This window comes from Nostoc sp. TCL240-02 (assembly GCF_013343235.1).
Lineage (GTDB): Bacteria > Cyanobacteriota > Cyanobacteriia > Cyanobacteriales > Nostocaceae > Nostoc.
In genome coordinates this window covers 4,264,529-4,279,778 of the sequence record NZ_CP040094.1, presented here as the reverse complement: position 1 = coordinate 4,279,778, position 15,250 = coordinate 4,264,529, and the positions used below count along the sequence as shown (strand labels likewise).

General features: G+C 40.3%; 13 protein-coding genes. 6 read left to right on the top strand and 7 right to left on the bottom strand.

Annotated features, from left to right (window positions below; translation table 11 throughout):
• Nucleotides 1-153 precede the first annotated feature (153 nt).
• The 4 genes from FBB35_RS18225 to FBB35_RS18210 all read right to left on the bottom strand — a co-directional run bounded on the left by FBB35_RS18225 (nucleotide 154) and on the right by FBB35_RS18210 (nucleotide 6,272).
• Nucleotides 154-1,842 (bottom strand): RluA family pseudouridine synthase, encoded by a 1,689-nt coding sequence (locus FBB35_RS18225; protein WP_174710834.1) that lies wholly within the window; start codon nucleotides 1,840-1,842, stop codon nucleotides 154-156.
• A 20-nt stretch (nucleotides 1,843-1,862) separates the two neighbouring features.
• The gene (locus FBB35_RS18220; RefSeq protein WP_174710833.1) at nucleotides 1,863-2,123 is read right to left on the bottom strand and encodes a hypothetical protein; all 261 of its coding nucleotides are present in this window, start codon (nucleotides 2,121-2,123) and stop codon (nucleotides 1,863-1,865) included.
• A 2,383-nt stretch (nucleotides 2,124-4,506) separates the two neighbouring features.
• Nucleotides 4,507-5,835, bottom strand: coding sequence for a hypothetical protein (locus FBB35_RS18215; protein ID WP_174710832.1), 1,329 nt, complete (start codon nucleotides 5,833-5,835; stop codon nucleotides 4,507-4,509).
• Nucleotides 5,836-6,110: 275 nt separating this feature from the next.
• Nucleotides 6,111-6,272, bottom strand: a complete 162-nt coding sequence (locus FBB35_RS18210) for a hypothetical protein (RefSeq protein ID WP_174710831.1) — start codon at nucleotides 6,270-6,272, stop codon at nucleotides 6,111-6,113.
• 150 nt (nucleotides 6,273-6,422) lie between these two features.
• Here FBB35_RS18210 and FBB35_RS18205 point away from each other — a divergent pair, with 150 nt between their 5' ends.
• From FBB35_RS18205 to pnuC, 3 genes are all read left to right on the top strand, one after another.
• Nucleotides 6,423-6,938 carry an adenylyltransferase/cytidyltransferase family protein gene (locus FBB35_RS18205; RefSeq protein ID WP_254625602.1) on the top strand — a complete coding sequence of 172 codons (516 nt, stop codon included), beginning with the start codon at nucleotides 6,423-6,425 and terminating at the stop codon, nucleotides 6,936-6,938.
• A 196-nt stretch (nucleotides 6,939-7,134) separates the two neighbouring features.
• Nucleotides 7,135-7,949 (top strand): IS5 family transposase gene (locus FBB35_RS18200; protein ID WP_174708067.1). Its coding sequence is split into 2 segments (ribosomal slippage): nucleotides 7,135-7,501 and nucleotides 7,501-7,949, totalling 816 coding nucleotides; the frame shifts between segments, so codons are not numbered across the junction.
• Nucleotides 7,950-7,953: 4 nt separating this feature from the next.
• The gene (gene pnuC / locus FBB35_RS18195; protein ID WP_302480913.1) at nucleotides 7,954-8,190 is read left to right on the top strand and encodes a nicotinamide riboside transporter PnuC; all 237 of its coding nucleotides are present in this window, start codon (nucleotides 7,954-7,956) and stop codon (nucleotides 8,188-8,190) included.
• Nucleotides 8,191-8,419: 229 nt separating this feature from the next.
• Here the strand turns inward: pnuC and fdhD are convergent, their stop codons facing one another.
• Entirely contained in the window at nucleotides 8,420-9,253 is an 834-nt protein-coding gene (fdhD, locus tag FBB35_RS18190; RefSeq protein ID WP_174710830.1) for a formate dehydrogenase accessory sulfurtransferase FdhD, read from the bottom strand.
• A gap of 151 nt (nucleotides 9,254-9,404) precedes the next feature.
• On the opposite strand from fdhD, the gene FBB35_RS18185 reads away from it, so the two are divergent.
• The 3 genes from FBB35_RS18185 to FBB35_RS18175 all read left to right on the top strand — a co-directional run bounded on the left by FBB35_RS18185 (nucleotide 9,405) and on the right by FBB35_RS18175 (nucleotide 12,305).
• On the top strand, nucleotides 9,405-10,586 hold the full coding sequence (locus FBB35_RS18185; protein WP_174710829.1) for a serine hydrolase: 1,182 nt from the start codon (nucleotides 9,405-9,407) through the stop codon (nucleotides 10,584-10,586).
• Nucleotides 10,587-10,880: 294 nt separating this feature from the next.
• A complete protein-coding gene (locus FBB35_RS18180) occupies nucleotides 10,881-11,354 on the top strand; it encodes a hypothetical protein (RefSeq protein WP_174710828.1) in 474 nt (157 codons plus the stop codon).
• 351 nt (nucleotides 11,355-11,705) lie between these two features.
• Nucleotides 11,706-12,305 (top strand): Uma2 family endonuclease, encoded by a 600-nt coding sequence (locus FBB35_RS18175; protein ID WP_174710827.1) that lies wholly within the window; start codon nucleotides 11,706-11,708, stop codon nucleotides 12,303-12,305.
• 82 nt (nucleotides 12,306-12,387) lie between these two features.
• Here the strand turns inward: FBB35_RS18175 and FBB35_RS18170 are convergent, their stop codons facing one another.
• Nucleotides 12,388-13,983 carry a nickel-dependent hydrogenase large subunit gene (locus FBB35_RS18170; RefSeq protein ID WP_174710826.1) on the bottom strand — a complete coding sequence of 532 codons (1,596 nt, stop codon included), beginning with the start codon at nucleotides 13,981-13,983 and terminating at the stop codon, nucleotides 12,388-12,390.
• Between the two features lie 222 nt (nucleotides 13,984-14,205).
• Nucleotides 14,206-15,168, bottom strand: coding sequence for a hydrogenase small subunit (locus tag FBB35_RS18165; RefSeq protein WP_174710825.1), 963 nt, complete (start codon nucleotides 15,166-15,168; stop codon nucleotides 14,206-14,208).
• Between the last annotated feature and the right edge of the window lie 82 nt (nucleotides 15,169-15,250).

Sequence of the window (15,250 nt, the reverse complement as noted above, 5' to 3'; positions counted from 1 at the left end):
AAGCTCTATACTCTGTGTCCTCTGTGCCTCTGCGGTTTAAAAGTATTTTTTTAACCACAGAGGCGCTGAGAAAAGATAAGAGATTTTACTAGTCACCTTGAAAGGGCTACTGTTAGGGCAGACAAAGCTATACTTTGATTCTTGGGAGTTCTGTCAAAAGGGCGTAATTGCTTTTAGATACAAGGTTTTTTTAAACTGTGGATGCTCAATATGAAGTTCTCTAGCGTGTAGATGTAAGCGACTGGTGACTGCATCGCATCCATAAAGGCGATCGCCTAAAATAGCAATCCCAAGTCCTCGCACATCAGCCGCATGAACCCTCAATTGATGGGTGCGTCCTGTTAGCGGTGTAAATTCTAAGCGGGTGTAATCTTGTTCTCTTGCCATTACCTGGAATTGTGTCAAGCTGGGTTTACCATTTTGCCAATCAACTTTTTGATAAGGGCGATTTTCAGGATCTCCCCATAATGGCAAGTCAATTACACCTTGTTCAGCGATCGCAACACCGGAAAGTATAGCTTCATAAACCTTGTGAACTTGGCGTTGCTGAAACTGCTGGCTGAGTTGCTTATGGGTTTGGCGATCACGTGCTAATAACAAAATCCCAGAAGTTTCCTGATCTAGGCGATGCACAGATGTAAGCATCATCCCATCCGGTAACAGATGACGTAAGCGACTCAAAACACTATCTTGGCGATCGCGATAACGTCCAGGTACCGAAAGTAACCCAGCAGGTTTGTTTACAGCAATTAACCATTCGTCTTCATAAATAATGGGTAAAGTGACTTCTCTCCCTTCCCTGCGAGGGAAGGGGGCTGGGGGGTTAAGTCTTAACCCTGAGAGCAAAAACCCCATCAATGGCTGACATCGTTCGATACACGCGCCATAAAATTCTCCCGGAATTTTATCCTGATTTACTGAAGACACACCCCACCAAAACTCTGCCATTGCTAGTGGTTTTAAATTATGTGTTGCCGCATAATGGAGCAATTTTGGGGCACAACAGTCACCTGTGCCAGTGGGCGAACCTCCTGGCATCAATTGCTGTAATGATAGCGATCGCCCGGAAAAATTAGTCAGACTGTAGGTAGCTTGCATCTGAGCTTGTAATTGACGGGATAGGGCTTTACGCTGTTGTTTCAGTTCGCTAATTCGCGCATCTGTTGCTGCTATGAAACGCTGGAGGGGCTGTAATACTTCATTTTGCTGGCGTTTAAGTTGTTTTCGCTCAATTCCCTGCTGACGACTTTCTTCGTCGAGTTGTTCAAGGGCGATCGCGAGTGCTTCTGGAGTGAGCGTATTGCAGATTTGTTGACGTTTTTCCTGTCGTTGGTGTTTGCAATGACGATGGCGATCGCTCATTGCTTGCAACTGTCGCTCAAATTCATCAGATAGGGTTTCATACTGCTGACGTTCGGTTAGTTGCTTCAAACAAAGAATTTCCTGTTTGATCTTATCCAACTCAGCTAAAGTGCGGGCTTCCTCTAAAGCAACTTCGTCTCGTCCTGGAATTGGTGGAACCCAACCTTCAACAATATTGCAACCATTTAAAAGACCGGAAAAGGCTTTCAGCACACGTTGTTCGCCATTAGGCAGTTCCACCAAAAGTATTCCATACATCTTGCCCTCACGAGAATAACAGTCATTGTTTGCAAGCTGTTGCATGAGTCCGTTAGCGATCGCTTCGGACATTGAAGTGCGGGGTAATCTTAAGCGATGTCTACGACGGGCTACGCCTACGTCACTTTGGAGACAACGCCCTTCGTACCAATAACTCGGAGATAAATCGCTGACAGCAAAATCGCAGTCGATGAAATCTGAAAGTGCGTGCAGAACTACCATACAGCGTTTTTAGGAGACTTTTAACTAGCAAAGACAAAATTTATATTTAATTTTGAGAAGTCAACGGTAAGAAACTTGTTATTATCCAAATTTAACGAAGGAATCAATGTAGACAGTTTACTAGTTACATCAGATAATTGATTAATTACACTATCAGGAACATTGCTTATGTAGAGATCAGAAGCACCACCGAATATTGTCTCTAATTGTACTGGAGCTAGCCCGTGCAGAAATATTTCTACATCACTAGAACGTAAGTCAGAAATTACTATTTTAGCCATTGCATTACTTTTTTGAATCAGAAATTTTTTGATTTCAACATTGCAAATTGTTCTCTGATTATTTACCAGCACTCAGAGTCTAACAATCATTAATTGAGTCAAAAATCCTCTTATTTCGGTTCATCTTATTTTTTGAGGAGTTGGTTTGACTCTTAAATTTTTACACCATCAACTATAATTTCAATAGTTCTTACATGAAGCTTTTATGTTGAAAAAATATTTCATATAAAGATTTAATAAAATAATTAGCTGTATGTATAATTTTTCAGGACATAATCAAATTATTTTTGTCTTAAAATTAACTGTCAAAAGTGAGATATTTAAACTTATATAGTCTAAGATAATGACTTGCTATTTATCATTAAATATTATGCTGTATAAGGACTTCCTGTCTTTTAACTGTGCTATATACAGACGTATAGAAAGAATTACACTAGCGATGAATATATAAATTCTCTATCACTTGTATCGTATTAATTATTTCTCGGTATTTTGACAACGTAGATTAAAAACTACTAGATAAAAAGCTAATATTTTGAGACCAAAAAAAGCCAAATATGTCTTAATAGAGCCTAAACAAAAAATAAATTAAAATAGGTTACAGTACTTTACTAGCTAGCTTTCACATCAAGAGAACTTCAATATGAAAGAGACAACCTTTACAGCCATGCCGCTAGTGTAAACGCATCTAAAGGCTAATAATCCTTTCATAGTCAAGGTTTACGAGTTTTAGAACTTAGCCAATTTTTTCATCAAGATTCTTATCCAGCAAGGGTTTTAGAAAGCCTGTGAGTTCTCCCTAATCAGTACTTTAGTTTTTTGCTTGAAGGGAAACAAGATCCCAAATTTGAGAAAAAACTAAATTGATGCTCGAATTAATAGTTTTTTCTTAACTTCTAGAGATTTTAAAAATCACATTACACCTGTTTTAATTAATCATGTAAAATGAAATTGCATTTATAAGGAAATAAAAACATGCCAAAAATAGTAGTTTTAAGTTTACACTATATTAGTGTAAAGGCATTACAAGACGATCTAAGCCCTACAGAAATATCTACTGTATGGGGAGGTTCTCCGTACATTTATATATCCAATAACAGTGACTCCGTAAATATAAATAGCACAGGTACAGGAGACATTAAACATGTAGGTACAGGTGGCTATAGCATTAATGATAGTAAGTTCAACACCATAGACTATTCAAGGTCAAATTACAATAATTTTGGTGTAATGTACGTAGGTTCGATGGGGCACTAAGGCAAATGCATTTAAGAGGATGTTTGAACAGTTATCTTTTCAGTATCAAAAGTTTTAGATACCTCTGAATCCCCCTTGCTAAGGGTGACTTCAATTCCGGTTACTCTCGCTTAAAAAGCTACGGTGTACATACAATTCTTTTAGAGTTGCCCCAAAGTTTTAGATCCCCCACCCCCTTTTTAAGAGCGGTAATAAATGTCAAAATCCCCCTTAATAAAGGGAGATTTAGGAGGATCACGCAATGTTTTGCTTCGTGTGTATAGATGTGTGTACTTCGTAGCCTAAAAAGATAGATTAAGGGGGATACAGTCACAGTTAAACACTTTTCAATAAAATCCTGAACCACCAAAGAGTCTAATGGCTAAAATAGTAATTTTTAACCTTTGTCTAGATGATGTAGAAACATTTTGCAATCCCCTATATCTAGTGCAATTAGATACTATATTTGGGGGAGTTAATAACGTCTACATTAAAAACTTTAGTGATAGTGTAAATATTGGAGTAAGTGGCTCAAGCACTACAAATGAAGGTGCAAATTCTTATAACTTCCGCGACAATAAGATTTACACTATAGACTATTCAAGATCGAACTATAATTGGCTTCTTGTCCTGATGCAACTATAAAGTTAGTAGCGTCGCTGCCTGTTCTTCTCAAACTATTACCTTCTAAGTTAATTAATTTGCAGAGCAAAAAATGGCTCATAAAATCGAGATTGAATCTATCATAGGGCGATCTCCATTTTACTTGAGGCGATCGCCTCAAGTAAAATGGAGATCGAGTTAGTGCGGATGCTGTGGTGATTGAGTCTACAAATTTGAGCGTCGATGAGTTTCTGTTAATAGGTGAATCTTTCCTATCCACAAGCGTTCGGACGACATCAGACGGACAACAAGCCAAATAATTTTCCTGAAAAACAACATGACTTTAAATTTGCATTTTTGGCACTGGTAGACATGTCTGACTCGGTGCGTTCGACTGTAGCGCCAGCAATTGCCGAGGTTACACTGCTGGTAAGCTAATCGTCATTTAAATTGCATCATTTTCATGTTCTCTTCCTTGCTCCCTGCCCCTCTACGATCTCAATGTGCAATCTTATTTGCTTAACAGCTTATTTGGGTTGTGATGTTAACTAGCAGGAATCGATGAATCACTCTCTGGTGGATTGTCTTGTGCTGGTGGAAGCGGTTGTTCAGATGAATTATCTTCTATAGTTGTAGATTCCGGCTCTTTTGTCATACCATGCTGCTCTTGCCCTCTAAGCCCAAGATATGTTGCAGCACTGATTCCTTGTAGTGTCAAAAGTGTTTCATCAAATTCCGGCATTGCCAGATTTTTAATGACCTCCCAAACAAAGAAAAGCCCAATCGCAACTGTCCAAATAAATGTTTGGAAACGGTGAAAGTTGACTCCATTAATATCCGATAATATATCATAGAAAAAACCTTCAGAAATGCGTTGACTACCTTTTCTATTTTTCTCATTACCTTGCCCATCAATTAAGGAAGTACCAAACGCAGTGATAGAATTGATTCCCAATAATATTAGTGATTGTTGAGTCAAAATATTAGTATAGTCCCCTGTTATGCCATAGATAATCAGGTAAGAGCCAAAAATGAGAAATGTCCAAAAAGCAAGTTGAGATATCGATAAACTGAACGGGTTTTTGTTTAGTTTTTTCCTACCAAGAAAAAATTGAGCAATTTGGGTTTTTCGATCTTCTTTTTCAAGTTCCGCCTTTTCTGGAATCAACAATTCTTGGCCACCAATCACCTCTTTTTTAGAGTAAACCCCTTCTATTCCAGGGCTACGAAGAGTGCTTCGGCAATACCTAATGAATATTAAAATAATAGACAGCACTAGAAGCAGACACAGCCAAAATCGCCATGATAACAGAACTATTTTTAATTGAGGAGGTGATAGAGGATTGCTCACCGGAATCGCCAGTTTTCTGGGACAGCCTACCCCCGCTATTACGTTAATACTGTATCTATTTGCCTGGCCAAGAAGCGTATTCCATGCAGCTTGAGACGAGTCGGTACGTTCAAGCCGAAAAGCTAACCAATTATCATCAACAATTTTTTGTTGATCTTTACCCGGAACCATGACGATGACTGGTTCTCCGTGAACATCCTCTAGTTCATAACCATCCAGGTACAACACTAATTGTCGAGGATCAAATGAATTGCTGGCATTAGCCGTTGTATTTTTGGTGGCTGCTGATAATCCTTCAACTCTTACCCTGATGCGATCGCCCATCTTAACTAGATTACGACCATTGTCGGCAATGACTTGTTGAGTTTTCAGACCAGGAGGTACTGAACATATCTGAGGTGATGCAAAATTCCCAGAAGGGCCATCTGAACTATTTTGAGCAATTACTGCAAAGTTGATAGAAACAATCAACAGAAAGACCAACAGAAAAATAGCAGTAAATCTTTTAACATTTTTATACATTGCTCGGTATTCCACCAACAGTGATTACTATGTCGGTAGTGTAACCATACTTGAGTCATTCCGTATATTAAAAAATTTGTCTGAAAAATAATACCTCTGGCGCAGAAAGAGAAGATCAAGAGAAAGGAACTGGCATCTTTGTCTTTTTGTGTGATTGCATGGCGGCAGTCACGCACCATAAAAGGTATTTATTATCACTAGTGTGTAGGCAACCTCTTTGGATTAAGGGGAAAAGGTTTGAATTTACCCCTTCCCCAAGCGATATGTTGCCAAATTTAAACCGTCAATGTAAAACCCTTGAATGTCGCATCCAGAATATTATTACCTAGAAGCTTAACTTGAATTCCTCCAATGACTACCGCCATAACTGCCTCAGATACTTCGCGTTCTTCAACTTGATTGTCAGGCTGCAAGTCAATAATTGCGATCTTGGACATATTTTTTGCTTAATATTTTCTAAATTCCAGCAAAATTTTCATCTAATTAACTAACAAGCTCATCAACCAAAAGTTATAAGTCCAATGTTTCCAAGTTTTTTAAATAGACATTAGTGTAATTCAAATATAAAGCTCAGGAAAGTCAAAACTATGGCTGGTACATGCGGACTCACGCTTGGAAAATACGCACCTCTCCACAAAGGACATCAATTGGTGATTGAAACTGCTTTAGCAGAGATGGATGAAGTGCTGGTGATAATTTATGAGTGTCCAGAGGTGACTGCGATTCCTTTAACCGTTCGAGCTAACTTGCTGCGTCAAATTTATCCCCAAATCCAGGTAATTGAAGCTTGGGATGGTCCAACGGAGCTTGGTGACACTCCTGAGATTAAGAAAAAGCACGAAGATTACATCCTGAAACAACTGGAATCAAAAAAAATTACTCACTTTTACTGTAGTGAATTTTACGGTGAACACGTAAGCCAGGCACTAGTAGCAGTTAATCGACTTGTGGATTGCGATCGCAAAACTTTTCCAATTTCAGGAACGCAAGTCAGAACAGACACTTACGCATTTCGGGAGTATTTACATCCTGATGTATATCGCGATCTGATTCTAGTAAAGTTTTGCAGATTCGATATAGTCCACCGCGTAAAATTGTTTTGATTGCGGTAATCACAGTAGCAATTTCGTTTGTAGCGGGAGCTTTGATGAGTCAAATTCACCTATTACTCCCTGCAATATTTCTAGAAAAAGCTTCTTTCCCTTACTTAGAGCTGATTCGTAAAGAAAATCTAAAGAAAACTGAATCCGGTTTTGTTCAGGTTATAGGCTAAGTCGAGTGTAATTTATGTTGTAGTCGATGAGCCGTCTACCTGCGATTGAAAATCCACAGCGTAAACCCTACCCAAGTGATTTAAGCGATGCCGAATGGTTAATTATCAAGCCCTTTCTACCAAAACCTAAAGGGTTTGGGCATCCTGTAGAAGTAGATTTACGAGAAATTTTGAATGCTATTTTCTATGTGCAACGTACCGGGTGTCAGTGGGAAATGCTACCCCATGATCTTCCACCTTACACAACAGTATACGGCTACTTTCAGAAATGGCAGCGCAAAGGAATATGGCAGAAAATTCACGACCAAGTGCGCCATCAACTGCGACAAGATTTGGGCAGAGACGAACACTCTAGCGTTGCGATCGCCGATTCTCAGTCAGTGAAGACAACGGAAAAAAAGGGGAAGTCTACGGTTTCGATGGTGGTAAGAAAGTTAAAGGCCGTAAGCGACATATAGTTGTGGATTCTCAAGGTTTGTTGATTGGCGTTTTAGTGACTGAAGCTAATGCGTCGGAACGTTTGGGGGCTGTGGTTGTACTCCATGAATCGGCTCAGGAATTGTCTAAATTGGAAGTTGTTTGGGTAGATCAAGGCTATTCTGGTGAAAACTTTGCTCAAGCTGTCAAGCAAGTTTGCGGAGAACAGGTTCGTGTTGAGGTGATTGAGAGAATATCGAAAACATTTGAACGATTACCCAAGCGGTGGATTGTGGAAAGGACATTCGGCTGGCTCAATCGATTTCGGCGTTTGAGCAAGGATTATGAGTTGTACACAGAGATCAGTGAAGCCATGATTTACGGCTCATTGATTCGTCTGATGGTAAAACGAATGGCAGCTTAATCTTTTGTTTACGAATCAGCTCTTAGATGCACTCACAACAATCATGAGTTTTACTGCTATGTGGCTCATGGTACAAAAAAGGATTGAAAGCTGGTATTACTGGCTCATCGTTGATGTTATTGGTATTTGGTTGTACTACGTTAAAGAAGTTAAATTTATTGCTTTTTTGTATGTAACTTTGCTGTTGATAGCAATTAACGGTTCAATATCTTGGCTAAAGACAGCTAAAATACGGGATTGAAAACCCTTATATATATTTTCTATTTCGTAGTAGCATGGCATAGTTAAAATAGTGCATTAGATGTGGGTTGGGTTGAGCAACGCGAAACCCAACATTGAACGGAGCGGTTAAGGCAAGAGGCGGCGATTTATCGCGTCTTTATAATTTATAATTTTCATCAAAAAACCTCAATACAACTACAAATTCTTTTACAACAATTTAGCTTCGCTATGCCACTACGAAAGTGTTCTTAAACAGCGTTAATTCTTTGCAAACCAGTGTAAATATTAAATCGTTCTCCCCGCAGAAATCCAATTAAGGTAATCCCGAATTCTTTGGCTACAGATACCGCCAAACTACTGGGAGCAGAAACAGAACAAACAATGGGAACTCCAGCAGTTGTAGACTTTTGCAAAATTTCAAAACTTGAGCGTCCACTGACCAGGACAATACAATTATTTAAAGGCAATTCGTCACTGAGAAAAGCTGTACCAATCAATTTATCCAAAGCATTGTGTCGTCCAACATCCTCCCACAAGTTTAACAAATTACCTTGAGTATCGAAGATAGCCGCAGCGTGCAAACCTCCTGTAGCTGTGAAGATACCTTGAGCAGCCCGGAGCTTATCAGGTAGGCTGTATACAACCTCAGGTGTTACTGTCGGGCCAGAAGGAATCACTGGACATCCTCGCAGACGCAAAGCCTCAAGGCTAGCTTTACCACACACCCCACAGGCGCTACTAGTATAAAAATGACGCTCCAAAGGCTGTAAATCTGGAATCAACCCATCCCGCAATTCTACATTTACAATATTATGGCGTTGCTCACCATCTACTAATTCATCAACGCAGTAGCTGATCCGTCGGATATCTTCTCTGCGGCTAACGACTCCTTCACTGTAGAGGAAACCAGCTGCTAGTTCAAAATCCGCACCTGGTGTCCGCATTGTTACAGCTACTGTCTTTTGGAAAGGAACAAGACGAATTTCTAAAGGTTCCTCAGTAGTGAGATGATCTAAACGAGGCCGTACTTGACCTTTTTCCACTACCCAAACAGTGGCTTTGGTTTTGCTTTTAGTTGGCATTGGCAAATTTATGTAAGAGTTGGTAAATCGAAATTTTGATACTAATCTGGGAATAGAGTAATGCTATTTGTATATCAGATATCTCGTTGATGCTCACCAACTACTTTGTGCAGTTGATCTAAATTGGGTAGATTTCTATTTAGGAAGTAAAATGAACCTAAAATTTTTGGCTTTCAGAAAAATTTTATTTGCAATAGTATTTGTGATTTCCCTTGGTTTTGCAGGATATCTAGTGAGTGATAACATTAGTCAGAGAGTAATTGGAAAATCTTTTGCTAAACAAGTCATATCTACCTCTACCGTTGGAAAAAATTCTCAGCTACAAACACTTTTAAATGAGATAGTTGCAGAAGAAAAAATCCCTGGTGCTGTAATGTATATTTCTACACATAATGGTTCTTGGGTGGGAGCATCTGGCGTTAATAACTTGTCAACTAAAACTCGGATGAAACCTACAGATGGCTTTTCCATTGCCAGTATGAGTAAAACTTTTATGGCGGTGGTGGTGCTGAAATTAGTAGAGCAAAGGAAGATCGAATTAGATCGGGCGATCGCAACCTACTTACCAAGAGACATCACTCCTCATATTGTCAACAGCGACAAAATTACAGTTCGTCAACTACTCAACCATACCAGTGGTGTTGCTGAATACCTGAATACAAAAGAGTTTATTCAAGCTACTGCCAAAAGAAGCCGCTCACAGCCTTGGACAGCCAGAGAAGCTATTCAGTATATGTACCAGGAACAACCGCAGGCAAATCCTGGAGAAAAATTTATTTATACTGATTGCAACTACATTCTTTTAGAACTGATCGTTGAAAATATAACTAGGGAAACTCTCGCACAAGCAATCCGCAGTCAGATTTTAAAACCATTAGGATTAAAACACACCTTTACAGAATTGCGCGAACCGACAATTGGAGAAGTAGCTACAGGTTATAGCGATCGCAATAAGGATGGTAAGCTAGATAGCTACGCCGAAGTCAATGATGGCAACGGTTTAGGAGATGGTGGATTAGTTTCAACAGCAGAGGATTTAGCCAAGTTTGCTAAAGCGTTATTTGTCAAAAAAAGCTTACTTTCCTCAAAGATGATGAAAGAAATGCTGAAATTTAAAGATAATGGCGAAAGCTATAGTTATGGGTTAGGTGTAGAACGGTTCTCATCTCCTTTGGAAACAGCAATTGGCCATAGTGGTATAGCTTATGGCTTCACAACATTGCTGGCATATCTCCCCAATCAAAATACCACTATAGTAGTGCTGCTAAACGATCAGGGTGTTGATATTAAATCAATAGCTAGGACAGGTTTAGAGGTCGTCAGTAATAAATGATATCAATATTAAAGCTATGGCAAAAGCCAATACCATTTTGTGAAATGGTATAAGCGTAGTTTATCGTTGTAGACATCACTTTCAAAACGAGGCATATTCCGAAAGCCTTGCTGATGTTGGCTATTGGAGTTATGAGTTAGCGATAAATCTGGCGCGAAGATTTGTTCATCAGCTTCTTTTGTTAGAAAAGCTACTGCTAAGGGAATACTGAAAGCAAGTCACTGTGTTGAATCAAGTAATGGCATTCATATTAAAATTTATCGGTTTTTTTGTCAGTTAGTAAACTCAATCAACATGAAACTATTACCCCACGATAGCTTTACGATTTCGACACCTGATGCACTGCCTGTAGTTATGCAACGGTTGAATGCAAAAGTTGAACCTCAAAAAGCATTTAGATTCTCTAATAATCACGCTCCTTATCAAGGAACAATTTCTGAAGAAAGTTTTCAAATTAGACGAGTAATTCACTACCGCAACTCTTTTTTACCACTGATTAGAGGACGTTTTGAAGTAGAGTCCCAGCAAACAGTGATTCATGTACAAATGAGCATACATTCTTTTGTTATGGTATTTTTAGGATTCTGGTTTTTATTCTGGTACAGTGCAGTTGTCCCTATAGCATTGACAGGTGCGATGCCTAATTACGTGGCTGCACTTTTTGTAGTAATGCCTATGTTAATGCTATTTATATTTTGGACGGCTTTTTGGTCAGAAGCAAATCGCAGCCGCAGCGAATTAACTCAAATTCTTCAAGGACAAGTATAGTTATGGTATTTTAGTCTTTTTGAAGAAAATATATAATCAAACTTACTTGATTTGAACATCTATTTTATCGCGCTATACTTTCACAGCGTTTTAACAATATTTTTGCATCAAATAGATAAAAATATGGGTTCTATCGTTCCAAACTTGGGCAACGGCAGGTGTATTTTATGTCTTATGTTGTATGAATGGAGTCAGTAGACTCACAATAGCTGCTTAGGAAACTATAAACTACAAAAATTTCGGTGCCTTACCTATGAATAACGCACCTGATAATTAAATTAAGCGGGTAAATCTTAGAGATATTGTGATAATAGTAAGCTAATGATGTTTTTACCAGAAGGTAAGGTGATTATGGCAATCACATTAGATAAAGCTGCATCTGTAAATATGACTCTTGAGGAGTTCTTTAATTATGACGATGGTACAGATGCTCTCTATGAGTTTGAAGATGGAAAATTGCTTCTGATGACGGCTGAGAGTGAGATAAATCGACGAATTGCCATGTTTATCCTTGTCTGCTTCGTGCAACTGGGTATTCCTGCTTATCGGCTGTCGATGAAAACAGAAATTATGACTACTGGCTCACGGGTGCGCGTTCCTGATTTAGTGGTGTTTTCTGAGGAGTTGGCGACGGCGATGGAGGGGGCTAAACGATCTACGGTAATGCCAGAGATGCCACCGCCGTTACTAGTGGTTGAAGGGGTAAGTCCAAATCAGAGTAGTCGTGATTATCGCTATAAGCGCTCTGAGTATGCCGCACGGGGTATCGCTGAGTATTGGATTGTTGATCCGATACAACAGCGAGTGACAGTTCTGGAATGGGTAGAGGGTTTTTATGAGGAGAAGGTGTATCTAGGAGATAGTGCGTTAGCGCAGCTTAACGAAGTTATCGCTTCACTGGTATTTGCCGATCTAAAGTTGACTGCTGTTCAAGTTTTGCAGTGCCATTAACGACGACTAAATGAGTCTTGAACAGCTACAATAATTGATGGATTGAAGAAATGGTGATAGAAAGCCGGAAGAATTTTGAGAATTAAACTGTGCGAAAACGCGCTAACTCTTCACCAGTCTTAGCATCATGGGCGTGAACTGTACACACCAAACATGAATCAAACGATCGCGCCACATGACCAACTTCCACCGGATCGCTAGAATCGTAAATGGGTGTCCCAATTAACGCTTCTTCAATTGGGCCGCGGATTCCTTCACCGTCACGAGGCCCGATATTCCAAGTACCAGGGGCAATAACTTGGTAATTTTTAATTTTACCGCCCTCTATTTCTACCCAGTGAGATAAGGAACCCCGCGCCGCTTCCGTTGCACCCCAACCCTTGCCATCTTTTTCTGTGGGTTTAATATACCAAGGGTCGTTTAATTTAAATTCGCGCAAACAGTGTTCAGCTTGGCGATATAACTTGACAATTTCGTGAACTCGTGCAAGCTGACGCACATGAATACTAGCACCACCCATCCGTTTGAAGACATCAAGGATGAAGGGATCGTAATGTTGCCAAGATTCGCCATGTTGACCACCAGCTACTAATTGCCGCGCTAAGGGGCCAGTTTCCAAACGTCCAAAGTCTTTGTGTAGGACTGCACTCGCCCAAGAGTAGGCGTTATCGAAGTCTTTGGTATTATTCGCAGTGGGTTTAGTGGTGCGATCGCTAGGGTGAATATCTTCTGTCCCTTCATCATACCAAGAGTGAGTTGTATTCTCGCGGGTAAATGACTGATCCATTAAAACGTGAGTGTCTGCGAAGCTGTCATACACTCCACTTTTCATAATCATCGCCGCATTTCGCCCTTCGATAGTCGGCTTTTGGTATTTATCTTCATGGGCTAAATATCCCCAAGTTACATATTTACCAACACCAGCGCCATATCTATCTAGACCGATATCCAAACCCATCCGCCAATAAAAACCTAAGTCGGAATCTCGATGATTGCGGTCTTCATCTAACCATTCCCTAAAATCATCATAAGTTTGGATTTGTTCGTAGCGTTCTAAAGAACAACCCAACCACACTGGTTCTAACCAATTGGTGCGGAAATATTCAAGAAGTGCCCAAGCGCGGGTAATATCTGTTAAAGTTGGGGCGCACATCACGCCGCCGGGAACCATGTAGCTAGAATGAGGCCATTGTCCGCCTAAGAGTGCATAAATTTCTACAGGTTTCGCGGAAATTGTTATACCGAGTTCGTAAGATTTACCAGTGAAAGCAGCAAAGCGTTTCACAGCTTCGTCATAATAGCGACTATGGCGGTATTTTTTATTGGTTAAATCAATGGCAAACAAACCATAAAAATAACGGGGGATGCTTTGAATTGTTTCAACAATTTGACCGAGATTTCTCGCTAAAATTGCATTGCGGGGAACTTCTGTTTCCCAAGCTGTATCTAATGCCCAAGATGCAGATGTCAAGTGAGAACCGCCGCAAATTCCGCAAATGCGAGGTGTGACAATTAAGCCGGCTTGGGGGTCTTTACCGCGTAGGATAACTTCAAAGCCGCGAAATAATTCAGCATGTGTCCAAGCGTTGACTACTCTTCCATGTTCAATATCAACTCGAACATCTAAATCGCCTTCAACTCTACCAACGGGCGAAATGTCTAATGATTGAATTGTCATTTGTTATTTGTCCTTTGTCACTTGTACTGAGCGACTTGTGCCGAGCGAAGTCGAGGTAAGTCGAAGTATTGGTCATTTGTCATTGGTCACTTGTACTGGGCGTACCCCTCCGGGGAAGCAAGCTACGCGTAGCGTCTCGTAGAGAAGCCGTTGGCGTAGCCTCTCGTAGAGAAGTATTGGTCATTAGTCATTGCTTTTTCACAAATGACAAAGGACTAATGACTAAACAGTAAAAAAGTCTTCTTCTGCCCAAGGTGGTGCTGCGTCTTTGGCGACCATTGTGAGTAAGGCGTAGTCTTTTTTGTTCACCCCTGGCGGTAATTCTTTGGGAACTCCCATCACTGTTTGAGTTTTAAATACAGTTCCTGGTTTGAGGTCAAAGAAGGGAAACTCTGGTTCTGTGCAACCTAAACATGGCATTCCGGCGCGAGTTTTGGATGAGACGCGGTTCCATAAGATGCGGTTGCAGGAAGAATGAGTCATGGGGCCGCGACAACCTAAATCATAAAATAAGCAACCTTTGCGCTGACCAAATTCGGCGGTTGATGCTTTGTAGGCAAAGTGAACGTTGCGCGTACAACCTGTTTGGGTATAGGTGTTGAAGAAGGTTTGGGGACGATTTAGTTCATCGAAAGCAATGTCTGCTATGCGTCCAGTAGCGATCGCAACTAATATCTGCGTAATCCAGTCGGGATGGGCGGGACATCCAGGTATATTAATTACAGGTAATCCCGCTTGTGATACGAAATCTTTCCCCAAAAAGCCGCCTTCTTGACGTTTGAGAAATTGCAAACCTTCTGATTCGCTGGGGTTGGGTGACATAGCAGGAATTCCTCCCCAAGTTGCACAGTCTCCCACAGCGACGATAAATTGAGCAACTTTGGCAAGGTCTAATAACCAATCTTTCATGGCGCGATCGGCAAACCGATTCCATTCGCCAGTACCGTTGGGGGCGTTAACAACACTGCCTTCAAATACCAAGATATCTAAAGGAATTTTGCCAGAAATGCAATCCCACAACAGTGTTTGTAAGTCCTTGCCTAGTTCTAATCCCAAGGAGGGATGCCAAAGTACCTTGATACCAAAGTCAGCAATTAAATCGCAGACTGTCGGTTCTTCAGCATTGAGAAATGACATGGTGTTGCCTGAACAAGCACCACCTTGTAGCCATAGTACGTTAGTCATCGGCTAGGTGTTTTTGTATTGTTTCCCATGCATGATTAGGTGATAATGCTTGCAAAGTTTCACCTGTTTATCAATATTTGTT